The organism is Bacteroidota bacterium (genome assembly GCA_017303905.1).
In the GTDB taxonomy this organism is placed as follows: domain Bacteria; phylum Bacteroidota; class Bacteroidia; order B-17B0; family Aurantibacillaceae; genus JAHEYG01.
On the sequence record JAFLBH010000001.1, the window covers coordinates 1,044,469 to 1,069,387 of the forward strand.

The following is a 24,919-nucleotide window of genomic DNA, read 5'->3' on the forward strand; positions in this document are numbered from 1 at the left end:
CTTTACATAAACTTTTAAGAAATGAAGAAGTTATTGATATTGGTTCCGGCTCTTTTTATGATGATTTCTTGTAAAAAGAATTACAGTTGTACTTGTAACGAAGTAAGTACTGTGCAAAATGGTGGTTATATTAACCAAACACAGTATAACGTGAAAGAATACAACGAGCAAGGAGCACGCGACCGTTGTACAGATATGTACGTTAACAATGTGGCGCCTAAAGGCGATCACAAGTGTGAAGTCATGAACGTTAAATAATTTGCCGGCTAAAAATGGCAAATGTGTTCGAATTTAACGGGTATAAACCTGTTATACATAAATCCGCTTTTATTCATCCAAATGCAACCGTAACCGGTAATGTTATTATTGGTCGCGATGTATATGTTGGTCCCGGTGCTGCTATTCGTGGCGATTGGGGACAAATCATCATTGAAGATGGATGTAACGTTCAGGAAAATTGCACGATTCATATGTTTCCTGGCACTACTGTCTTGTTAAAAGAGGGGGCTCATATCGGCCACGGAGCTATTATTCATGGCGGTACCATTGGTAAAAATGTATTAGTGGGGATGAATAGTGTAGTGATGGATAATGTGGTCGTTGGTGATGAGTGTATCATTGGCGCCCTTTGTTTTGTTCCTGCCGATACGGTAATACCAAAACGTAAGGTAGTGGTTGGAAATCCCGGAAAAGTGATCAAAGATGTAAGTGATGCCATGATTGCCTGGAAGACAGAAGGTACAAAGCTGTATCAGCAGTTACCTTATGAATGTCATACCACTTTAAGGGAATGTGAGCCATTGCAGCGTGAGCCGGCCTACCGTCCTGTGCAACAGGATATTTATAAAACCTGGGCTGATACCAAAAAGCCTTCCGCAACTCCTAAAAAGGAGAATGTAAAATCTAAAAAAGAACCTAAAAAGCAGGCTAAAAAAGCACCTATTTCTAAGTCAAAAAAGAAAAAGAAATAGTTCTTTGCAGGTTATTTTAAATCAATTAGCTTTATAATTCTAATCCCGATAGTTATCGGGATAAAATTGTATTCCTAAAATTATGTTAAGATTACAATTTTGATTTAAATACGCTCTTTATTGGCATTTTATTTGATTTAAATACTTTCAATATTTGTAAAATCTAAACACTATGAAAAAATTATTTTTATTGGCTATTGCCTTCGTAACATTAACCGCCGCTGTAAAATCTGATGGTGATAAAATTCCTGCTGCAACGTTAAAAAAACTGGATGGTTCCAAAGTGAACTCTTCTACTTTTAGCAATGACGGTAAACCTATCGTGATTAGTTTCTGGGCAACCTGGTGTAAGCCATGTAAGAAAGAATTGGACGCTATTGCTGAAAATTATGCCGATTGGCAAAAGGAAACCGGTGTTAAGTTAATCGCAATTTCTATTGATGATGCACGTAGCTCAAGTAAAGTAGTAACCGATGTTAAGACCAAAGGTTGGGAATATGAGGTTTATATCGATGAAAATCAAGATTTCAAACGCGCTATGAATGTAAATAACGTACCTCATACTTTTTTAATTGACGGTAGCGGTAAAATAGTTTGGAGTCACAATTCTTATGCAGAGGGTGACGAAGATAAATTGTACGAAAACATTCAAGCATTAGCAAAGGGCGAAAAACTAAAGCACTAAAAAATTTATGACGTTTTTAAAGACTTCGGTAAAGTTATTTCTTTTTGGAATTCTGGTTGCAGGTGTGCAAACCGTTAGAGCACAAAATCCGGTAGTAGATGAATTAAATTCAATACACGGAAATTTTCAGATAGATGCTCAATATTACGAAACCGATTCTTTAATTGGTGCTCCTAAAGTTCCGGAGAAATTATTATCGAACGTTTTTGGAAACATTAATTATACCCGTGGTAAATTTTCGGCGGGTGTTCGTTATGAAGCTTACAACAATGTTCGTCAGGGTTTCCTTCCTTCCTACAAAGGTGAAGGTATTGTCAATCGCTTTGCACGTTATCAAACGGATTTATTGGATATTACCATTGGTAATTTTTACGAGCAATTCGGAAACGGATTAATGTTGCGCGCTTACTACGAACCGGGATTACTTTATGACAATTCTATTGATGGAGCACGAATTATTTCAAGTCCTTATAAAGGTTTTACGTTTAAGGGAATTATTGGCAAGCAACGTTTATTCTTTGGAAAGGGACCGGGAATTGTGCGTGGCTTCGATGGAGAGTTAAACGTGAATGAATTGTTTGATTCTATTCTTGGTAACAAAAAAACACGTGTAATTTTAGGTGGAAGTTTCGTAAGTAAGTATCAAGCTGATCAAGACAATAACTTAGTAATTCCGGAGAATGTTGGTTGTTACGGCGGGCGTATTAACATTATCCGCGACGGATTTAATTTTAATACAGAGTACGCTTATAAAATAAATGATCCAACAGCAGATAATAATGGGTCGTATAAATTTGGCGATGCTTTATTTTCTACCATCTCTTACGCAGGAAAAGGATTCTCCATTTTACTTCAGGGAAAACGTCTGGATAACATGAGTTACCGCAGCGATAGAAATGAAAGCTTACAAAACTTATTAATTAATTATTTACCTGCAACTACAAAACAACATTCATATACCTTATTAGCATTGAACCCATACGCTACACAATTAAATGGCGAAATTGGATTCATGGCCGAATTACAGTATAAGGTAAAGAAAGGTTCAATCATTGGCGGTAAGTACGGAATGGAAATTACATTAAACTATTCTCAAGCTTCCGGTTTAAATCAATACGGTGTTTCCGATTCTTTAACTAGTAGAACCTATTATCAAACGAAATGGGATTTTGCCGAATTGGGTGATGATAATAAGAGATACTATCACGATTTCTTTGTTGAAATCAATAAAAAGTTCAATAAAAAAATTAAGGCAACTTTTGTTTACGCGAATCAGTTTTATAACCGTAATATTATTCAGTTTAATGCTCCTAATGCCGGTTACAAAAATCTACGTGCGCAAATTGGGGTGATTGATGTCACTTACAAATACAAATCATCTTCTTCTATCCGCTTTGAGTTTCAAGGATTGTTTGCAGAGAAAGTGGATGGAAAGGAAGTGGCAACGAACTCTAACTTAATTGCGAAAGGCGATTGGGCAACGGGTATGATCGAATGGTGGCCAAATGGACATTTATTCATTGCTGTTTTTGATCAATGGAATTTTGGTAACCCTGATCCTAAATTACAAGTTCATTATTATTTAGGAACGATTGGATATAACAAAGATGCACACCGTATTTCATTAAGTTATGGTAAACAAAGCGCCGGTATTTTTTGTGTTGGTGGTGTTTGCCGCGTAGTTCCTGCATCTAATGGTATAACATTATCTATAACCAGCAGCTTTTAACAAATAGAAATTGATTAAATGATTAACTTAGGTATAGAAATCAAAAGCATGAAAAATATTGCATTATTAATACTTCCGGTGATTTTATTTTTTGCCTGTGATAAGGTAGAGAATCCGAATCAAAACCCTGATGCTGTGACTGATTGTACGGTTAATCCGCACTTCGTAAAGTCTAATCTTACCAAAATGAATTTCAGAAAGGTATTGGTAGAAGATTATACCGGCCACACCTGTGGTAACTGTCCGCGCGCGGCAGAAAATGCTACCACTATTGTTAACCGTCACGGTGATAGCGTTGTAGTTATTGCGGTGCATGCAGGAACACAATTTGCACCTCCGGTTCCTCCTAATTATCCGGAAGATTTCCGTACACCGGCAGGAACTGATTGGGATAATTTTTTAGGCATGTCTGCAGCCGGATTACCAAAGGGATGCGTAAACCGTTCACAAACTCCATACCCTCAGCCTCGCACGACCTGGTCGGTAACGGTTGATGCTTTATTAAATAATCCGCAAGACGCTAAAATGTTGGTGACAACAACACTTGACACAACACAATTGTTATTAAATGTAGAGGTTAAAACAACTTTCTTAAAGGCATTTACGGATGATGTTTTTTTAAGCGTGGTGATTACTGAAGATAGTATTATTGGTGCACAAAAGGATTATTCACCACCGGTAGGTGCTACTGTAATTAACGGTGATGAAAGACCTGATTATAATTTCGAGCATACACTAAGAGGCGCTGTTAATGGTTCATGGGGAGATGAAATAAAGAAGGCGCCTATTGCAATTAATGACACCGTAACTAAAACTTATAAATGTTTTAAATTAAATCCTTGGCCGGTAAAGCCGTCCAATCCAAAGTATAATTTAAAGCATACGAGTGTGGTTGTGTTTATTTATAAAGCAAGTAATAAGGAAATTATTCAGGTGGAGAAGGTGCATATCATGTAAAAGTACTATCTAAAATTAAAAGCCCGTTATTAAACGGGCTTTTTTTATATTCGTACATGCAATTCGGACTAATAGGTAAGAAATTATCACATTCATTTTCTAAAAAATATTTTGAAGAAAAATTTGGAACGCTGGGCTTGAATAATTATTCCTACAATAATTTCGAATTAGAAAACATAAAAGAATTCCCATCTTTAATTCAAAATAACCCGGAACTTTCCGGATTAAACGTCACCGTACCATATAAAGAGGGGGTGATGCCTTTTCTCAACGAAATTTCAGAAGAAGCTAAGGCGATCGGAGCTGTGAATTGCATAAAAATCACGAATGGTAAAACAAAAGGTTACAACACAGATGAATTCGGATTTCGTTTCAGCATCAAACCATTTTTGGAACCAAAGCATAATCGTGCCTTGATATTTGGAACCGGCGGAAGTTCTAAAGCGGTAGCTTATGCACTAAAAAGTATTGGGGTGGAGTATTATTTTGTGACTTCTTCAAACAGTAAAAAAACACGGAACACTTTCTTTTATTCCGAACTCAATCCGGTTATACTTAAACAATTTTTATTGCTGGTAAATTGTACCCCAGTCGGAATGTTTCCGAACATTTACGAAGCTCCGGCGATTCCATATGAACAGGTTACCGCCAATCATCTGGCTTATGATTTAATTTATAATCCTCAAGAAACTTTATTCTTAAAAAAATGCAGAGAGCAAGGCGCCACAACCATAAATGGTTTAAGCATGCTTAAGCTTCAAGCCGAAAAAAGTTGGGAAATATGGAATGAAAAATAAGTGCGGGATTATTTTGAATCCCACACTTTCATTTTAATTAAATCAATTAGATAGTAACGTTGACCGTTGAGTTTAGCAGTAATAAACGCGTCGGGCTGACCTGCAGCGCGAACTTCTTTTAAGAAGGCATTGGCATCGTTTAATGTTTCAAATTCTTTATCGGTAATCAATAATTTGATATTATCTCTCAATACACCACCATCTTTAATTTTACACAATTTCTTTAAAATAGTGCGGTTGTATTTTTCAGGACTAACAGTTGCTGCAACCTGTATATAATATTTTAAGCCCGGAATTTTCACAGAGCCGTATTTATTTAATAGATCACTTTCGGAAGTAATACTGCTGCTGTTATTATTAGATGATGCGACAGCTTTACTTGTATCAGCTCCTGGTTTTATCACAATGTTTTGCGGATTAAAAGTGGCCGTATCACTCATACCAAAATTCACATTCACTAATTTTTCTGCATAATCATCTTCCACTTGTTCTGTACTTACATTGAAAATTTTATCACCTAAAACTTCATGGTAGAATGTCAACTTGTAATTTTTTCCGGAAGGTAAGTTTACAACGAAGTTTCCACTCTCAGGGTTTGAACGGTAAGTCCCGTAATTTTTAGAATCACCTTCCACGCTTACGGTAATGTCAGTTTCGTATGGTACTAAATTTTCAGTAACCTTACCTTTAATAATAGTAATGAATGTTTTCTTAGCCGCTATAGCAGGTTCTATCATATATAAATCCTGATCACCTTTACCACCTTTACGAGCACTCGAAAAATAACCACGCTTCCCGTCAGCGGATAAAACATAAAACAAATCATCATCGGTAGTATTGATTGGGTAACCTAAATTTTTTGGAGCCGACCATGACGTATCTTTTTTATTCCAATCAGAAGTAAATAAGTCGAAATCACCAATACTATTATGACCTTCAGAACTGAAAACTAAGGTACGGCTGTCAGGAGAAATAAACGGAGCGTCTTCGTCGTATTTCGTGTTAATCTTATCTCCTAAATTTTTCACATTACCCCAAGATCCATCTTCATTTTTGGTGGCTACGTATAAATCTTTTCCGCCAAATCCGCCCGGACGCTCACTTGCAAAATAGATTTTCTTTTGATCAGTAGACATGGATACACTTCCTTCCCATGAAGGAGAGTTAATATCACCCGCTAGTTTTTCTGCCGGACCGTATTTTCCATTATCGCGATGACTAACATAAATATCACCGTTATCACCGGTGTATTTGAAAATAAATAGCAATTCACCATCCGGAGATAAAGCAATAGCAGCATCGTTATCAATGGTATTTAACTCATTTAATCCTGTAGGAGTTTGCCAAACTTTGTCTACTTTCTTTGCTACAAAAATATCTTCATTGTAATCTCCTTTCGGATTTGGCTTATTATTCTCATCTACTAAACCACCCATGCTTTCCTTACCGCGGTAAGTATAAATAATGGTTTCTTCATCCGGACTAACCACGGGAGCGTATTCTGCATTTTCCGTATTAATTGGAGAACCTAAGTTTTCAATTTTAGCATCTACCGGAGTTTGATATAATTCTTTTCCGTTTTTACTGAAGAAAACCAAACGCTCAAGTTCTGCTTTATCTTCTGGAGTGATTTTAGGATTAGTCAGTAAGGCATTCGCTAACTCAAGAGCCTTGTCGAATTGATATGTTTTGTGATAAAGAAGCGCGAGATAATAATCTACATCTTTATTTTTTTTATCCTTCGCTTTCACTTCATTTAATAAAGTTTCAGCTTCATCGTGCTTATCGTTTAAATAAACTGCACTTACACCGGTTACAAATTTTAGAAAAATATCATTTTCATGCGAAACAAAAAGAGATTTGTATTTTTCATAGGCTTGAGAATAAAAGCGCTTATTGAAAAGTTTATTTGCTGCTTCAAAAGTTTTTTTATCCTCTGCAGACCAAGATTTGGTTTGCGCATCTTGTGCATTAGAGTTCTTAAGGAAGGCAAAAAACAAAACTAAATAGATAAGTTTTTTCATAGATTGATTTTTCAAAGTGTGCTAAGATAATAAAATTTATAAAGTATCATACTGATTTCTATCTGTTTAATCACATACCGGTATTCAGCCAAACCCCTTGTTCGGTAAGTTCCTTTAAATACATGCGTTTACCGTTTAAACTGGCAGTAATAAAGGCATCATATGTACCGGCAGATTTCACTTTTTTGCAAAAATCGTCCGCCTCCCTCCAGGTGGCAAACTCTTTTGTAGCAATAATCAAATGTACATCACCCATAATGGTTCCGTCTCTTTTATGCCCACCTAAATTTTTAAGTTTCTCACCTTTATAATTCTCCGGATGACGATAAGCGCCTACTTGTACAATAAAGCTAAGACCGCCAATTTTTAAGTCGGCGAATTTATTGAACAGTTGATCGCGAGACATGCTTTTTATGTCAGTGTTCGTTGAGGCTGTTGTAACCGGAGTTTCCGTTGTTGGGGGAGTAGTTGGAGTAGAGGTAACAGCCGTCGGCATATTTTCAGCAGGCGATTCAAGTACTATGGTCTGAAATTTATTTAAAGTATCATTCTCTCCAAAATTAATGTCAACTATCTTTTCGGCATAGCCGTTTAGTTTTTCAGTAATCACATCGGCTACTTTCTCGCCGTAAGATTTATGATAGAAAGTTATTTTATAATTATATCCCGATGGCAAGCTTAATAGATAGTGTCCATTGGCTGAATTGGATTTAAATGTTCCGAAATTTTTACTACCGCTCTTTATAATTACAACCACTTCGCCTGAGTATGGTTGAAGGTTTTCTGTAATTTTTCCTTTTAACACAGTCAGATAGGATTTCTTTGCACTCACCGCAGGCGCAACCATGTAAATGTCTTTATCTCCATAACCTCCTGATTTGGCGCTGGCATAATAGCCACGTTTTCCGTCGGCCGACAGGAAGTAATAAATATCATCATCAGGTGTATTGATTGGATATCCAATATTGGTTGGTTTTTTCCAGGTACTGTCAATTTCATCAATATCAGAAAGAAAAATATCGTAATCACCCATTGAGTTATGCCCTTTTGAGCTGAAAACTAAAGTTCTTCCATCGGGGTGAATAAACGGCGCATCGTCATCGAAAGGCGTGTTTACTTTATCACCTAGGTTTTTAATATTCCCCCATTTGCCATCGGGCATAATCACGGCAGAGTATAAATCTTTACCTCCAAAACCACCGGGTCTTTCACTTGCGAAAAATATTTTTTTATGGTCACCGGATAGGGACATACTTCCTTCCCAATAGCCCGAATTAATCTCACCTTCCAAACGAACCGCCTCCGAAAATCTATCGCCATCACGGTTACTAACGTAGATGTCCCCTCCGTCACTTTCCATAAATCGGTATAAAAATATTTTTTCTCCGTCGTTTGAAATAGCAATAACCGCATCGTTGCCATTAGTATTGTTGTCACCAATACTAACCGCCTTCTGCCATTTTCCATCCACTTTTTTTGACAAGAAAATATCCTCGAAATAGCAACCGTATTTGTTTTCATTGTTTTGAAAATCACGCAATCCGCCTGTGCTTTCTTTTCCACGATAGGTAAACAGCATGGTTTCTTCATCGGTTGTGATAACGGGAGAGTATTCGGCATTTTCAGTGTTGGGAGGTGAGCCGGCATTTTCAATCGTAGCCTGAATTGGATTTTTTACCAGTTCTTTTGCGTTGTTACAATATTGAATGAGTTGATTTAAAATTTTAATTTGATCGGGTTCAAGTTTGGTGTCTTTAAGTTGGAGATTCGCCAGTTCGATGGCTTTATCAAATTGATAGGTTTTATGATTAAGTATAGCTTCGTAATAGTTTAGATAAGCGGCTTTTTTGTTTTTTTCTTTCACTTCTGCAAATAGAGTGATGGCTTCTTCATGTTTGTCTCCAATAAAAGTTCCGCAAACGGCCATTAGGTATTTCAAGTAAGTTTCGTTTGGATATTTTGAGGATAAATCTTTGAAACAGTTATAAGCAAATGGATAGAGTTTTTCATCCAACATTTCTTTTGCCGTTTCAAAAGCTTCATTTTCTTCTTTGGTTAGATTTTTTAAACCGGCTTTTTGATAAAATAATCCGCCACTTTTCTGTGCAAATGATAGAAGTGCTAAAAAGGCGAAAGCAACGATAAGTAAGGTAGATTTTTTCATGTAATAAATTAAGTGTATTTAAAAGCAGCATTAATTGATATATTTCTTACTTTTAAACAAATCAATATTAATATCTGAATGGCAGGCGATTTTAATTTAATGAAGTTGAACACTGAGGTAGAGGTTTATGCCTCCGAAAACGATTTAATTTCTGAGGAAAAGAAAATACTTGAGCACGCAAAACTGGCGGTGACAAGAGCCTATGCTCCATATTCAAATTTTCATGTTGGAGCGGCCATCTTACTCGAGAATGGTAAAATTATAGAAGGTAATAATCAGGAGAACGCCGCTTATCCTTCAGGTTTATGTGCCGAAAGGGTAGCATTGTTTTCTGCATCATCAGAGTTCCCTTCAGTTGGTATTAAGTCAATTGCTGTCACTTGTAAAGTCTCCGGTTTAATCATAACCGAACCAGTTACACCCTGCGGTGCCTGTAGGCAAGTAATTGCCGAATATGAAGAGAAGTTTGGGAAGGCGATACGTATCATTATGTCGGGCGAGAAAGGAAAGGTTTATGTGTGCAACGGCATCAATCAACTTTTACCCCTTCAATTTAATTCTAAACAATTGAAAAACAAATAATTATATTATTCATTTATTTGCCAATTTCTCTTATTTTTGTAGTTCTTAAAACGCGTTTCTTATGTCAAAAACCGCAGTAGAAAAAAAACTGAAGTTCACTAAAGAACAATACTTGAAATGGTATGAATCGATGCTGCTCATGCGCCGCTTTGAAGAAAAAACCGGACAGGTATATGTTCAACAAAAAATAAAAGGTTTCTGTCACTTGTACATCGGACAAGAAGCTATTGTAGCCGGAACAGTGAGTGCTACAAAAAAGGAAGATAAGCATATTACTGCTTATCGCGACCACGCTCATCCAATTGGATTGGGCATGCATCCAAAGTATGTAATGGCTGAAATGTATGCGAAAATTACCGGATGCAGTAAAGGCAAGGGTGGATCAATGCATATTTTCAGTAAGGAACATAACTTTGTTGGCGGACATGGCATTGTAGGAGGGCAGGTACCGTTAGGAGCAGGTATTGCTTTCGCGGAAAAGTATTTGGGTACAGATAATGTTTGTGTTTGTTCAATGGGTGATGGCGCAGTTCGTCAGGGTGCCTTACACGAAGCGTTTAATATGGCGATGACATGGAAATTACCCGTGATTTTTATAGTGGAGAACAACATGTACGCCATGGGAACATCTGTTGTGCGTACCAGTAATGTTCACGATTTATGGAAGCTTGGTTTAGCTTACGATATGCCAAGCAAACCTGTTGATGGTTTGTCGGTAGAAGCTGTTCATGAAGCCATTGAAGAGGCTGTTGCTCGCGCACGCAGAGGCGACGGACCAACTTTTTTAGAAATGAAAACCTATCGATATAAAGGTCACTCTATGAGTGATGCACAAACATATCGAACCAAGGATGAGGTGAAAGAATATCAAAAACAAGATCCGATTGAAAAAGTGATTGATACTTTGAAGAAAAATAAATGGATTGATGATGCAGGCATTGAGGCGATGGAAGAAAAAGTAAAGGCTTTAGTAGATGAATCGGTAAAATTTGCTGAAGAGAGTCCGTATCCGGAGCCTGAAGAACTTTATAATGATGTTTATTTAGAACCAAATTATCCTTTTATACAGGAATAGTTTTTAATCTTTAGTTTTTAGTGTTTAATAATTGGAATTAGTTGAAACATATAAGGAGAGTATAATTCAAAAAAAATCTTTTGATTTTGCTGTTGAGATTGTGTATTTATATAAGCAACTATCTAAAACGAATGATTCTATTATTTTAAAGCAATTATTACGAAGCGCAACAAGTATTGGCGCAAATGTTCAGGAAGGTAGCGCAGGACAGACTAAAAAAGATTTTATAACTAAAATGAGTATTGCAAGTAAAGAAGCACGAGAGACTTTGTATTGGTTGAAATTACTTTCAAAAACAAACTATTATCCGGTAGATTTAGAGAAATATTATAGCGATTGTGATGAGTTAGTGAAAATTTTGACCAAAATCGTCAAAACTTCACAGGCTAAAACTATTAAGAACTAAGAATTAAACACTCAACATTACAAAAAAATTATGGCTGAAATTGTCAGAATGCCCAAACTAAGTGATACCATGACGGAAGGCGTGGTTGCTAAATGGCATAAAAAAATTGGAGATAAAGTGAAGAGCGGAGAACTATTAGCGGACATTGAAACCGATAAAGCCACCATGGAATTTGAATCATTCCAGGATGGAGTTTTATTGCATATTGGAGTTCAAGAAAAACAAGCAGCTCCAGTAGATTCTATATTAGCTATTTTAGGAAAGCAAGGTGAAGATATTTCCGCATTATTAAACGGAAACGATTCGCCAAAAACTGAAGTTAAGGTTGAAACAACTCCTCCAGCCGAAAATAATTCTGCTGCAAAAGCTGAGTTACCAAAAGGCGTTGAAGTTGTACGTATGCCAAAGTTAAGCGATACTATGACCGAAGGCGTAGTTGCAAAGTGGCATAAAAAAGTAGGTGATAAAGTAAAGAGCGGAGAGCTGTTAGCGGATATCGAAACCGATAAAGCTACCATGGAGTTTGAATCATTCCAGGATGGTGTGCTTATTCATATTGGTGTTGAAGCAGGTAAAAGTGCTCCGATAGACAGCGTATTGGCTATTTTAGGAAAGGGCGGCGAAGATGTGAAAGCGATTTTAGCGGCGGTAGGAACATCAACAAGTAGTAAGTCGGAAACCGTTAGTGCACCAAAAGCAGAAACACAAGTTCAGAAAGTCGTGGCAACAGTAACCTCTGCAGCAACAACGACTGTTTCAAATAAAACTACTAATGGTCGCGTAAAGGCGTCGCCATTAGCGAAAGCATTAGCCAAGGAAAAAGGAATAGATATCTCTATGGTAAGTGGTTCGGGTGATAACGGCCGCATTACAAAAAAGGATATTGAGACATTTACACCGGGCACTTCTAAAAAATCCTTCTTTACAGGAGGAGTGGAAAGCTTTACGGATGAGCCGGCTTCACAAATGCGTAAAACCATTGCGCGTCGTTTATTGGAGAGCAAAAATGGCGCGCCACATTTCTATTTAACGATCGAAGCAGATATGGATAATGCCATCGCTTCACGTAATGCAATCAATCAGGTGAGTGATGTGAAAATATCATTTAATGATTTAGTGATTAAGGCATGTGCCTCTGCATTGCGCAAACATCCACGTGTAAATAGCTATTGGATGGGTGATAAGATTCGCATCAATAATCACATTCATATTGGAGTTGCCGTTGCCGTTGAAGACGGACTTTTAGTTCCGGTTGTGCGTTTTGCGGATGAGAAATCATTACAGCAAGTGGCTTCTGAAATAAAAGATTTGGGAAAACGCGCGAAGGAAAAGAAATTACAACCACAGGATTGGGAAGGTAATACATTCACAGTTTCCAATTTAGGTATGTTTGGCATCGAGGAATTTACTTCCATTATTAATTCACCTGAATCATGTATTTTATCAGTAGGTGCAATTCGTCAGGTGCCTGTTGTGAAAAATGGTGCCGTAGTGCCGGGGAACGTTATGAAAGTAACTTTAGCTTGCGATCACCGCAGTGTGGACGGAGCTACAGGCGCAGCGTTTTTACAAACATTAAAAATGTACCTGGAAAATCCTATCGCAACATTAATTTAATTAATCCGAATTGATAATCACCACATCGAACTATTAAATGGAAGCATTTGTAAAATCTGAAATAAAAAACGGAATTGGAACTATTACTTTTTTTCATCCGCAAAGCAACTCAATGCCGGGTGCGCAATTACGAAATTTAGCTGCTGAAGTTGAAAAATTGGGGAAGGATGAGGCGTGTAAGGTAATCGTTTTAAAAAGTGAAGGGGATAAAGCATTTTGTGCAGGCGCAAGTTTCGATGAGTTAATTCAAATTAAAGATATTGATACCGGATTAAAATTTTTCTCCGGATTTGCAGCGGTAATTAATGCCATGCGCAAGGCTCCGAAGTTTGTTTTGGCGCGTGTACAAGGTAAAGCAGTTGGTGGAGGCGTAGGTATTGCATCGGCAGCCGATTATACATATGCTGTGGATGGCGCTTCTGTAAAATTAAGCGAACTCGCAGTTGGAATTGGTCCGTTTGTAGTGGGTCCGGCGGTAGAACGTAAGGTTGGCACCTCTGCTTTTTGTCAGCTTACTATCAATGCAACAGAATGGCAAAGTGCGCAATGGGCGAAAGAGAAAGGTTTATACGCTGAATTATTCGCCAATGTTTCAGATATGGATAAAGCTATTGATATTCTTGCAAACAAATTAGCGACAAGTAATCCTGAAGCGATGGCGATGCTAAAGAAAATAATGTGGGAAGGCACTGAGAATTGGGATCAGTTATTAATTGAGCGCGCAGGTATGAGTGGTAAATTAGTTTTATCTGAATTTACTGTAAATGCTATCAATAAATTTAAGCAGAAGGCTTAATTTAATAAGGTAATTTTCTTTTTAGTAATTTAGAGGTGTGAATTTCAGAAGCACATCAATACTTTATTTTATTTGTTTTTCCATTCTTCTTATTAGTTTGAATGCTCAAAATGCACAAACGTTAAGAAGCAAAATGAAATCAGCTTCCGAAACAGAACTAATCAAAAACTATTTACAAATCGGACAGGTACTTTCTAACCAATACGGGTATGTTGATTCATTAAAGCATTATACACTTAAGGCGGATAGTATAGCAAACAGCAATAAACTCAAAAATTTAGAGGACGAAATAAAATATCATTTTGCTATTTACCTGCAAAAAATCAATCAGTATGATAGTTCTTCCAGTATTTTAAAAGGATTAATTAATAAGAATGTTCCGGAAACATTAAGGGCTGATTTGTTTCTTAACCTTGGTTTAAATGAATACCGCATAAATAATAATTCAAAGGCCCTCGATGCTTATTTAGCGGCATTAAAATTTTACTTGAACACAGATAATAAAGATGGTGAGGCTTTAACATATTGTAGATTGGCAGCGCTCTTTAATAATGAAGATCAACGTGAAGAAGCGATACAATATTTGAACAAAGCAAAATCAATTATCGCTAAGATAAAAGAAATCGGGAACAGAATAACTGTTTTATCAGCAATTACCGGAATTTACGATCAGTTATCATTTAGGGAAAGTAAGTTTGTTGATTCTTCATTGGTGTATGCAAAGATGGCTTTGGATGAGGTTATCAAGCATGATTATTTAGCAAGAGGAAATCAATTGTGTTTGTCAATTTCTAAAGCATACAGAATAAAACATGATTCTATAAATGCTTTACTCTATTGTAAACAAGCTTCCAGGTTCCGGAATTTTTTACTTCCAAATGAAATACTCATAAATTACATTGAGTTCAGCGATTGTTACTCAATGTTGGGTGATTATAAAACAGCCATTATGTACTTAGACTCTATTCATACAGTCGTTGAAGTTTTAAATGATCCATATTATTGGATGGTGTATTATGAAAGGATGTATGTATACAATCGAAGAATTGGCAACCTAAACGAGGCAATAATTGGATTAGAGAAATTCAAATCTATACAAGACAGTATTTATAATTCTGAGAGAAGCACAATTATCAATGAGATGCAACAGAAATATCAGAAAGCGGAGAATGAAAGAGAAATTGAGAGTTTGAGTAGAAAAAACGAAATAGCCTCGTTGAATGTAAAGATATTAATTGTGGCTATACTTGCAGCCATTCTCATTATTGTGGTAATTGTTTTCTTTTATCGCCAATCAGTTTTAAAAAATAAATTCAAGGCGCTTGAAACCGAACAGCGATTGAACCGCGCGCGTATGGATCCGCATTTCTTCTTTAATGCATTGTCTTCGATTCAAACATTATCAATGGATGAGGAGAACAATAAAAGAGTGCCTTCCCTGATTTCAAAATTTTCAAAAATTATGCGTCAATCGCTTGAGAGTACGTACGACGAGCTATCAACCATTGAGGAAGAAATTTCCTTTTTAACTAATTATCTTGATATTCAAAAATTACGCTATAACAACAAGTTCGATTATGAAATTAAAGTGGATGATAAGTTGGAAATTGATGAGTTAAAGGTTCTTGGTATGTTATTGCAACCATTTATTGAAAATGCTATTGAGCACGGATTTAAAAATATTGATTATAAAGGAGAGCTAAAGATTAGTTTCTTTAAAGAGCATGATTCACTAAAGGTAGAATTAAGTGATAACGGGGTTGGATTTAATACCGACGTACAACACAAGGAATATCCTTCAAGAGCTACACAAATAATAAGCGACCGGTTAATGCTTTTAAATAAAAGGCATAAAACTAAGGCCGGCTATAATCTAAGTAAAAATCCCACAGGTAAAGGAATATTGGTGGAAGTTACATTACCTATTCTCACTTAATAAAGTAAGTCAATCAGTTAATAAATCTGTCTCATCACTTGTTAAAGTCAACACGACCTTAATTCCCTAAACTGAATTTTAGTGTATCTTTGTTATATGGCACTTAAAACATTGGTGATTGATAATGAAGAGCAAATCCGTAAAGGATTGGTGAAACAACTCAAAGCATTGTGTCCTCAGGTTACCGAAATACATGAGGCCGGTGGAGTAGCAGAAGGGATTAAAGCCATAAATGCTCTTCAACCTAATCTGGTTTTTCTGGATGTGGAAATGGATGATGGAACTGGAATTGAGCTCATTAAAAAATTGGGAACATTTAATTTCCAACTTGTTTTCATAACTGCGCACGATAAATATGCTATCAATGCATTTAAATTAAGCGCGATTGATTTTTTATTAAAACCAATTGACGCTGAAGACTTAATTAAGGCGGTCGAAAAAGCAGAACAGAACATAAAAAGCAAAACGCTGGATTTGCAATTTCAAATATTGCAAGAGAGTTTAAGCTCCATCACTATCAATGAGAAGAAAATTGTATTAAAGGATAGCGAATCCATTTATTTTGTAAAGGTTTCGGATATTGTACATTGTAAAGCAGAAGGGCCTTACACAGAATTCTATTTGGTGCCACAGCAAAAAATAACTATTTCAAAAAGTTTAAAGGAATACGAAGAGTTATTGGAGCCTTATGGATTTATCCGCACCCATCACTCACACCTTATCAACGTAAAGCGTATTGTGCGTTTCGATAAAGCCGACGGTGGTACATTAATTCTCGAGAACAAACATGTGGTTCCGGTTTCCCAAAGGAAAAAGGAGCAAATATTGGAATTGCTTAATAATCTGTAGGCAAAATCACTTAGTAAACTAAATCCATCACTTATTAAACTTCTCTTCTCGCGCAGTAAAACGCAGAAAAACTCAGAAGTGGCCTCTCTAAATTTGATATAGAAATCCTTAAATCTATATCTTATGAGAGTAACTTTAACAACTTCAATAACCATCTTAGCTCTAGCAGCTGCATTTAATGTAAATGCATCAGAACCTTCCATAAAACAAACAGGCATTAGTTTTACTGAAAACAAGGGCCAAGTGTGTGATCAAAATTTCAAGCCACGACCCGATGTGATGTTTAGTGGTACTTCTGATGGTATGGTTTATCATTTAACCAATACAGGTATTAGCTATCAACTCAGTAAAATTGAAAGTTGGAAAGAAACAATAGAAGAAAAAACCAAAACTAAATTAAGAGCTCCTAATGTAACATCAATTTATAGAATTGATGTGAAATGGATGGGTATTAATAATAATGTAAAAATCGAAAAAGGGAATCCACTTGAAGGCGAAGCGAATTATTACTTACAACAATGTCCTAACGGTGCTCTAAATGTAAAAAGTTACTCAGATGTTACTTACAAGAATATTTACAACGGTATCGACTTAAAGTGGTATGAGAAGGAAGGAAACTTAGAGTATGATTTTATCGTTTCTCCAAATGCTGATCCGAGCAAAATTAAATTTCAGATTAATGGAGCTAAAAAATTAAGAATAAATGAAAAGGGACAATTGGAAATAACTACTCCACTTGGCAAAATTACAGAAATGGCACCGGTAGCATACCAAGATGGAAAAGAAATAAAAGCGAAATGGGAATTAAAAAATAACGAACTGCAATTCAATATTTCATCTTACGATCATACTAGAACACTAACGATTGATCCCATGGTTAGGCTTTGGGGAACTTATTATGGAGGAACTGTAAGTGACAGAATAAGAGATGTAACTACCGATGCTAGTAATAATTCTTATGTTGTTGGCTTCACAAGCTCAACAGCAGCAGGAACTATCATTGCAACGTCCGGGGCATTTCAAACTTCGCATGCTGGCGGAGGAGGAGCATGGGATGCTTTTATTGCCAAGTTTAATCCATCGGGTGTTCGTCAATGGGCTACATTTTATGGTGGTGTGGGTGACGATTATGCAATGGCCAATGCAATCGATGGGGTTGCTACTCCCAACCTTTATGTAACCGGTTATTCCAGTTCATCGGGAACGGTAATTACTACTGCCGGTGCACATCAAACAACCAACTCTGGTGGTTTTGATGCGTTCTTACTAAAATTTAATAGTTCGACAGGCACAAGAGTATGGAGTACTTTTTATGGTAATACTAATAATGATTATGGAAACGACTGTGCAGTTGATGGCGCAAATAATGTGATAGCGGTAGGAACAACTTCAAATGCTCCAACCTCTACATTAATTGCAACACCTGGTTCGCATCAAAGTACCACCGGAGCAAATTCAGATGGTTTTATTGTGAAATTTAATTCAAGCGGCGTTAGACAATGGGGATCTTATTACGGTGGTACTACTAACGAATTCGTTTATGGTTGCGATGTAAATAAAACTACAAATGATATTGCTTTTGTTGGATATAGTTCCGGATCTCCTTCAGGTATTGTTACAGCAGGTGCTTATCAAACAGGTGGTAATGCTTTTATTGTAAAATTTAATCAATCAGGAGTTAGACAATGGGGAACTTATTATGCTGGTTCAAGTGACGAAATTTTTTCTTGCGCAATAAATACTGCAGGAGATGTTTATGCAGTAGGAACCGACAACAGTCCAAGTTCTAATTTGGGAAGTGCCGGAAGCCATCAGTCAACAGCTGGGGGTGGTACTTCTGACGCTTACCTGGTAAAAATTAGTTCAAATGGTGCAACAAGATTATGGGGAACTTATTATGGTGGATCCAATGCTGATGAGGCCATGGCTTGCAGTTTAGATAATACGGGTAATATTTATATGACTGGCTTTACTATGTCAACAGCAAATATTTCATCTTTTTCAAGTCACCAAACTACTTTTGGAGGCGGTGCTGTAAGTGATGCTTATATTGCTGGATTTAATCCGTCCGGTGTTCGTTTATTCGGTTCATATTACGGAGGCACATTAACTGATAATGGATGGTCGTGTAAGCCGGATGGAGTAGGGAATGTTTACCTTGCTGGTTCTACAGCTCAAACGGGTGCAGCCGGCATAATTTCAACTACGGGTAGTCATCAAGCTAGTTATGGTGGAGGGGTTGAAGACGGATTTTTAGCCAAATTTTATACTTGTCAGAATTTGTCACTCAATATCGCTGGCGGAACTACAACACTTTGTTCAAGCTCAACAACATTATCTGCTTCAGGTTCCGGATTTGCAAGTTATAGTTGGAGTCCAATTGGAGCAACCACATCATCTGTATTAATTTCACCAACCGTAACAACTACCTATACACTAGTAGCAAATACAGCAACAACAGGTTGCGTTTATATGGACGTACACACTGTAACCGCAGGAATCTCTCCAACATTAACTGCGACTGCAGCGACACCAACCGCATGTAGTGGTGCAGGTACGTCATTTTTAAGTGCAAGTGGAGCGTCTACTTATTCTTGGAGCACGGGAGCAACTACAGCAACGATAAGTGTGGCTCCTTCTACCACTACTACATATACTGTAACGGGATTTATCAATGCATGTTCAAACAGTGTTACTGTTACACAAACTATTATTCCTTTACCAACCGTTACAATAACAGCAAGTTCAAATAGTATATGTGCAGGTAATTCAGTAACACTGACAGCATCGGGTACCGCATCTTCTTACACATGGACAGGTGGAAATACGAATACGGTTATTGTTGTAAGTCCAACAGTAACGACGAATTATGTGTTATTTGGATCTTTAAGTGGATGTGCAAGTGCAAATCAAAAGACAATTACCGTTACTCCATCACCAACAGTAAATGTAACCGCAAGTACTGCTTCAATTTGTTCGGGTTCGTCATCGAGTGTTACATTAACAGCAACAGGTGCATCAACGTATAGCTGGAACACCGGGGGAACAACCGCATCTATTGCAGTTACTCCTACAGTTACTACAACGTATTCAGTTGTTGGGACAAACACTTTAGGTTGTTCCCGAACAAGCACCATTAATGTAACTGTGTATAATACTCCAACTGTTGTTGTAAGTAATTATACAATTTGTCCTGGAGGTACGGCTACCTTGTCAGCATCGGGTGCTACAACATATTCCTGGAATACCGGCGCCACAACTTCATCTATACTCGTTACACCATCTTCAAACACCAATTATACCGTTACAGGAACAAGTTTTGGAACTTGTACAAATACACGAACATTGAGCGTAACAGTTGGCTCTGCAATTAGTATTGCTTTAACTCCAAGTCCTTCTACTATTTGTATAGGAAGTTCTGGAACAATTACAGCGAGTGGTGCAACATCTTACACATGGAATACAGGTTCAAATGCATCAAGTATTATAATTACACCAACAACAGCAACAACGTATACGGTCGCGGGTACGAGTGGATCATGTAGCGGAACAAATACAATTTCAATATCTGTTAGTCCTAATCCAACAATTGCGGCATCTAGTTCTTCTTCGATTATTTGCTTAGGAAATAGTGCAACGTTAAGTGCAACGGGCGCCAATTCTTACAATTGGAACCCGGGATCTTTAACCGGTGCCGCCGTTGTCGTTAGTCCAACTTCAAATACAACTTACACTGTTGTCGGATCAAATAGCGCAGGCTGTACTCATACCCAAACACTCGCTTTAGTAGTAAGTGCATGTACAGGATTAAACGAAGTGCAATCACAAATTACATCCATAGTTATTTTTCCTAATCCGAATAATGGCGACTTTACAATTAGTGTTCCTGAAAGTGGTTATTACACAATTGTAAATTCAATCGGTCAGGTAGTCGAAACTATAGAAGTAAAAGATAATTCTCAAACCATTTCTGTTACAAGTTTAGCAGATGGTATTTATTATCTGGTTGGAAAATCTGCAAAAGCAAAAATTATAGTGAATAAATAAAAGGATAGGAGCAACAGATATAAGGTATAGATTATGTTGTTCCTTGTATAGAGGCGGTTTCGGCCGCCTTTATTAGGAGAATGATTTGCCTTCAGCTATTTGACTTTAACATAAAGCATCTAGTTGAGATGGTGAGTGGAGCCGGATTTTGGTTCTTTTTTGGATGGATGGCCTGAGTTTAAGGGTAACTTAATTAATACAAGTATAAGTAAGTAAAAACTCAAATTATTAGTTGAAGTTCAATAGTACTATCAGACAATTAAAAGCTTAAAGTAAAACAATTATAAAATGAAAAATCTAATAACTGCACTTTGTCTATTTTGTGTATTAGGATTAAATGCACAAGTGAAAAAAACAGATATAGAAACCGCTATAACTGCCTTTCCGGATCTTTTAACTAAAACAGGTTCTAAGATTACAATATTTTCTGCTAATAGTAACATACAGTGTGTGGCGGCATCTACAAAAATGGAGGCAAAGGAAACTGCACTTTATTTGTATGAGTACTTTGATGTAAAGAAAGTAAAGCTATCGCGGCTACTTATTCTTCCGTATTCCTCATTGAAGGATGTATATATAGATTCTAATGTTTTTTCTTTAACTGTGTTTAATTAGAACGCTACTTTATCGGTGTTAAGATTAATACAATAATAAAGTGTATCAATTATTATACAGGCTTCACTAAAAACGAGAATTCTTATTCTGTAAAAAAAAAATGAGTCAGCAGAAAAATGGAATGCAATTAATCAATGACAGATAACTTATGATAAAAAGAGTTTTTATAAAAATCACACTACTAATGGCCTTAAATGTATCCGCTCAGCAATTATCAACAAGCGGGCAGTCAAATTTAAAATTTTACAATAAAGCAATTGAGCGATTACAAAAAATGAGCCCTGGTTCAATGGGCTATCAAGAAGCGATTTTAGACGCAGAGAAAAAAATTTCATCAATTAAAAAGACGGATCCGGCTTATGATGTTTCCGCCATGGAAGCAGAGATACAGAAATATAAATCAGATAGCGCCTCTGCAAATGATAAAAAGGAGCAGGATTGGAAGGCAGCAGAAAACGCGTCGGAAGATCTAGATGTAATTTTAAATTGGACACCGGCAAGTTATAAGAACAGTAAAACCGATGCTGATTTTGCTGAACTGGATAAAAAGGTGAATGAACAAATTGATTTAATTGGCAATTTCTGTAAGTCAAGTTTAAATTCTAACGATAAAGAAAGCTTGAGTAAGATTGAAGGGTATTGGGAAGTTTCGGGTTCAGATGAAACAAAATTAGTCAGCACAAAGAATAATTACGAAAAAAGTGAAGGTGTTGAATATGCTGTCTATAATTATTATCAAATTAAATGGATTTACAACAAATGGAATGCATTCTCCCAGGTTTTTCCATCAAGTAAATCTGTAGCTGAAGCAAAGCAAAAATCTCTTGACGTACTAAATATGTTAGGCAGCGCGGAAAATGCCAGGAAGCATGCGCAGGGTGCGATGGCAAAACGTATTGCAGAGACTAAAATGGAGCCGGCGGCAGTAAGTGACCCACCATTGGAAGCGCAAATAAAGGCGGCCATTTTAAAATCAAAATTTGGCACTGGTAAAACGGTTGTTAAAGTAAATGTTCATAGCTCATCATGGAGTATACAAAAGAATTCAATCACAGGTGCGATTTTAAGTAGAACAAAAGGTTTTTCCGCGGCGTTAAAAGGAGCAGATGGCAGTTGTTCACTATTACATTATGTAGATTATAAACAGGATTATGCAGGTGGCAGTTATGGTCAGGGTTATATTAATCTCGGAGAGGTTGTAGAAATTTTATGTGAAAATGTAAAATAAAATGACAAAAAGTAAACTTGATAAAACATTTGGAGCGATAACATTTCTGCTGATTATATGTGCGACGGTTGTGACATTCACCAGTAATAAGGTATCATTAACAATTAACGTGTGGCAGGCAAGCATTAACGATGGAAAATATTATCCAACATTAAGTGTTCTATTAATAGTTCTTCCATTTTTATTAATGATGTTGCCGATTAAAATATTATTGCTGAAAAGAATTAAGAAGAACGAAAACAATCTAGAAGATTTAAGAATTAATAATAAATAATATGAAAAGGACGATAGGATTTTTAATTGCCTTACATGTAATGATTCAATGTAACGCTCAAAACAAAGATGCGCAACCATACGTGGATGGTGCTAAAACTAATATACAGAACCTGGAAAAAAAGTTGGCGTCTCCGATTTGGAAGGATAAAAATTTTCAAACCGGAGTTAAAAGTGAAATAAACACGCTGGAGGAGAAGATAAGTAAGATTAAGCAAAAGGACGCTTCTTATAATGTTTCGGAGTTCGAATCAAAATTAGCAGCCTTTAAAGCAAAGCGAGATGAAGCGCTTAAAAGTTTAAGTGATGGGAAAGCCGCCGATAAACAAAAGAAAGAAGATGAGGCTAAGCTGAAAGAACAAGAGAGAATAGCTAATTTAATTATAAAGGATGATGGCATTACGAATCCAATCCATGAGAAATACGCTGGTAAAATTGTGTTTTCAACGACTGAAATACCAAAAGAAAACCCTACAGAAACAAAATTTAGTAGTGATTTTAAGATTAATTCACCAATATACGCTCGTATCTATTTAAGAACATCGGTTTTCAATGAAGCACAAAAAGTAAGTACTTCTGAAATTTTTGACATTCATGTTGGAATGGTCTATAAAATTTACATTGATGGAAATTTGGCATATGAGGGGCGTGTAAACTTTAAAGGAGATGGTAAGCAATACATGTCTAAGAGTGAAGTGCGTACTGCAACTAGTATTGGTGGAATACTTAATTTTAATAAGGATGCTTTGTTAAGTGAAGCTTATATTGACGCTTTAGTTGGGTATGATTCAAAATTAACTGACGGAAAGCATCTTTTTAAGATTGATTTATTTCCAAATTACACCAGTGTGAAGCCACTTACTGAAGTTCCGATTGCGAGTGGTGAGTTTAACCTCAATGTAAGCAGAGGATTTGCGAATCCGGCAAATCCGGCCATTTGTATGCCTAAAGCCGTAAAGAAAGACCCGGCACTCGAAACTAAGTATAAAGACTGTGTAAAGAAGTATCTCGTTAATAACAATAAGGATGCTGTTATGAAGAGCTTTGTGTTGTTAAGCGGTGATTGGGAAATTCGGAAAAACGACATTACCGGTGTTCCTATTTCGAAAACTATGTATGGCGCCGCGGGGTTATCTTATAAGGATGGAAAGTGTAAGTACGAAACGTTTTCGTTTACTCAGAATTGGAATGGAAGTAGTTATAGTACAACTATAGAAACTTCTACTACAGGACAAGATGGAAATATATTCTGTGATTGCTTGAAATAAACAAAACAGAATTGCTTTTTAATTTATGGTCTTTCCGTAAATTAGCTACATGAAATCCATCATCCTATTACACGGAGCTATTGGTGCCTCCGATCAACTCTATCCGCTTAGCTTAGAACTTAAAAGCAAAGGATACGAATGTTTTACATTGGATTTTTCCGGTCATGGTGCTAAATCTTTTACTAACGGTTTTGGAATTGCGGCTTTCTCAAGTGAATTAGAAAGTTTCATTGAATCCAATAATTTAAAGCAGCCCCACGTTTTTGGATACAGCATGGGTGGATTTGTGGCTTTGTATTTAGCGTCGAAAAGACACGACTTAATAGGACGAATTATCACTTTAGGAACTAAATTCGAATGGTCGCCCGAAATTGCTGCTAAGGAAATCAAAATGTTGGATTCTCAAACCATCTCAGAAAAGGTTCCAAAATTTGCGGAAGCATTGCAAAAACGACATGGTGATAAATGGAAACTCCTCTTGAAAAGCACAGCAGAGATGATGTTAGAACTTGGAAAAAATAATGCTTTAACTGAAGAGGAATTTGCAAAAATCTCCAATCACGTTTTGCTCGGTTTAGCAGAAAATGATTCAATGGTATCAGTAGAGGAGACAAATTTTGCGGCATCAAAAATCAAAAATTCGCAGCGTTTCGAGCTTAAAGAAGCAAAGCATCCAATTGAGACTGTAAGCACAAAGCACCTTGCTGAATTAATAAATCAATTTATCGAGGCATAGCATTTTAGATAACTCTTAGGACTAGCCCCTTTTCGAAAAATACTCATTCGAAAAGGTTATAAAACATTGATTAACATATATTTAGTTAACTTGCCGGACTGCTAAATCATTTTAACCAATTCATTCACTCAAAACGGTCATTTAGTAAGCTTTGTGGCTGAATG

General features: G+C 36.6%; 21 protein-coding genes. 19 read left to right on the plus strand and 2 right to left on the minus strand.

Annotation, left to right across the window (positions count from 1 at the left end):
* Positions 1-21: 21 nt before the first annotated feature.
* The 6 genes from J0L69_04460 (at position 22) to J0L69_04485 (ending at position 5,139) form a co-directional block, all read left to right on the plus strand.
* Positions 22-258 carry a hypothetical protein gene (locus J0L69_04460; GenBank protein MBN8692423.1) on the plus strand — a complete coding sequence of 79 codons (237 nt, stop codon included), beginning with the start codon at positions 22-24 and terminating at the stop codon, positions 256-258.
* A gap of 14 nt (positions 259-272) precedes the next feature.
* On the plus strand, positions 273-971 hold the full coding sequence (locus J0L69_04465; protein ID MBN8692424.1) for a transferase hexapeptide repeat family protein: 699 nt from the start codon (positions 273-275) through the stop codon (positions 969-971).
* Between the two features lie 172 nt (positions 972-1,143).
* On the plus strand, positions 1,144-1,656 hold the full coding sequence (locus J0L69_04470) for a TlpA family protein disulfide reductase (GenBank protein ID MBN8692425.1): 513 nt from the start codon (positions 1,144-1,146) through the stop codon (positions 1,654-1,656).
* Between the two features lie 7 nt (positions 1,657-1,663).
* Positions 1,664-3,385, plus strand: a complete 1,722-nt coding sequence (locus tag J0L69_04475) for a hypothetical protein (GenBank protein MBN8692426.1) — start codon at positions 1,664-1,666, stop codon at positions 3,383-3,385.
* 18 nt (positions 3,386-3,403) lie between these two features.
* Complete coding sequence (locus J0L69_04480; GenBank protein ID MBN8692427.1) at positions 3,404-4,342, plus strand: Omp28-related outer membrane protein; 939 nt, start codon at positions 3,404-3,406, stop codon at positions 4,340-4,342.
* 56 nt (positions 4,343-4,398) lie between these two features.
* Positions 4,399-5,139, plus strand: coding sequence for a shikimate dehydrogenase (locus J0L69_04485; protein MBN8692428.1), 741 nt, complete (start codon positions 4,399-4,401; stop codon positions 5,137-5,139).
* A gap of 8 nt (positions 5,140-5,147) precedes the next feature.
* On the opposite strand, the gene J0L69_04490 is transcribed toward J0L69_04485, so the two are convergent.
* Both J0L69_04490 and J0L69_04495 read right to left on the minus strand, forming a co-directional pair.
* Positions 5,148-7,163 carry a PD40 domain-containing protein gene (locus J0L69_04490; GenBank protein MBN8692429.1) on the minus strand — a complete coding sequence of 672 codons (2,016 nt, stop codon included), beginning with the start codon at positions 7,161-7,163 and terminating at the stop codon, positions 5,148-5,150.
* Positions 7,164-7,233: 70 nt separating this feature from the next.
* Positions 7,234-9,327, minus strand: coding sequence for a PD40 domain-containing protein (locus J0L69_04495; GenBank protein ID MBN8692430.1), 2,094 nt, complete (start codon positions 9,325-9,327; stop codon positions 7,234-7,236).
* A gap of 99 nt (positions 9,328-9,426) precedes the next feature.
* Here J0L69_04495 and cdd point away from each other — a divergent pair, with 99 nt between their 5' ends.
* The 13 genes from cdd (at position 9,427) to J0L69_04560 (ending at position 24,755) form a co-directional block, all read left to right on the plus strand.
* Positions 9,427-9,909 (plus strand): cytidine deaminase, encoded by a 483-nt coding sequence (gene cdd, locus J0L69_04500; protein MBN8692431.1) that lies wholly within the window; start codon positions 9,427-9,429, stop codon positions 9,907-9,909.
* Positions 9,910-9,970: 61 nt separating this feature from the next.
* Positions 9,971-10,984 carry a pyruvate dehydrogenase (acetyl-transferring) E1 component subunit alpha gene (gene pdhA, locus J0L69_04505; GenBank protein MBN8692432.1) on the plus strand — a complete coding sequence of 338 codons (1,014 nt, stop codon included), beginning with the start codon at positions 9,971-9,973 and terminating at the stop codon, positions 10,982-10,984.
* 31 nt (positions 10,985-11,015) lie between these two features.
* Positions 11,016-11,390 carry a four helix bundle protein gene (locus tag J0L69_04510; GenBank protein ID MBN8692433.1) on the plus strand — a complete coding sequence of 125 codons (375 nt, stop codon included), beginning with the start codon at positions 11,016-11,018 and terminating at the stop codon, positions 11,388-11,390.
* Between the two features lie 30 nt (positions 11,391-11,420).
* Positions 11,421-13,007 carry a pyruvate dehydrogenase complex dihydrolipoamide acetyltransferase gene (locus J0L69_04515; protein ID MBN8692434.1) on the plus strand — a complete coding sequence of 529 codons (1,587 nt, stop codon included), beginning with the start codon at positions 11,421-11,423 and terminating at the stop codon, positions 13,005-13,007.
* Positions 13,008-13,044: 37 nt separating this feature from the next.
* Entirely contained in the window at positions 13,045-13,803 is a 759-nt protein-coding gene (locus J0L69_04520; GenBank protein ID MBN8692435.1) for an enoyl-CoA hydratase/isomerase family protein, read from the plus strand.
* 37 nt (positions 13,804-13,840) lie between these two features.
* The gene (locus J0L69_04525; GenBank protein ID MBN8692436.1) at positions 13,841-15,739 is read left to right on the plus strand and encodes a histidine kinase; all 1,899 of its coding nucleotides are present in this window, start codon (positions 13,841-13,843) and stop codon (positions 15,737-15,739) included.
* A gap of 96 nt (positions 15,740-15,835) precedes the next feature.
* Complete coding sequence (locus tag J0L69_04530) at positions 15,836-16,588, plus strand: response regulator transcription factor (GenBank protein MBN8692437.1); 753 nt, start codon at positions 15,836-15,838, stop codon at positions 16,586-16,588.
* A 123-nt stretch (positions 16,589-16,711) separates the two neighbouring features.
* Positions 16,712-20,635, plus strand: a complete 3,924-nt coding sequence (locus J0L69_04535; GenBank protein MBN8692438.1) for a T9SS type A sorting domain-containing protein — start codon at positions 16,712-16,714, stop codon at positions 20,633-20,635.
* Positions 20,636-20,923: 288 nt separating this feature from the next.
* Positions 20,924-21,250, plus strand: a complete 327-nt coding sequence (locus J0L69_04540; GenBank protein MBN8692439.1) for a hypothetical protein — start codon at positions 20,924-20,926, stop codon at positions 21,248-21,250.
* 184 nt (positions 21,251-21,434) lie between these two features.
* Complete coding sequence (locus J0L69_04545) at positions 21,435-22,478, plus strand: hypothetical protein (protein ID MBN8692440.1); 1,044 nt, start codon at positions 21,435-21,437, stop codon at positions 22,476-22,478.
* Between the two features lies 1 nt (position 22,479).
* On the plus strand, positions 22,480-22,752 hold the full coding sequence (locus J0L69_04550; protein ID MBN8692441.1) for a hypothetical protein: 273 nt from the start codon (positions 22,480-22,482) through the stop codon (positions 22,750-22,752).
* A 1-nt stretch (position 22,753) separates the two neighbouring features.
* A complete protein-coding gene (locus tag J0L69_04555) occupies positions 22,754-24,019 on the plus strand; it encodes a hypothetical protein (protein MBN8692442.1) in 1,266 nt (421 codons plus the stop codon).
* Between the two features lie 49 nt (positions 24,020-24,068).
* Positions 24,069-24,755 carry an alpha/beta fold hydrolase gene (locus tag J0L69_04560; protein ID MBN8692443.1) on the plus strand — a complete coding sequence of 229 codons (687 nt, stop codon included), beginning with the start codon at positions 24,069-24,071 and terminating at the stop codon, positions 24,753-24,755.
* Positions 24,756-24,919: the final 164 nt, after the last annotated feature.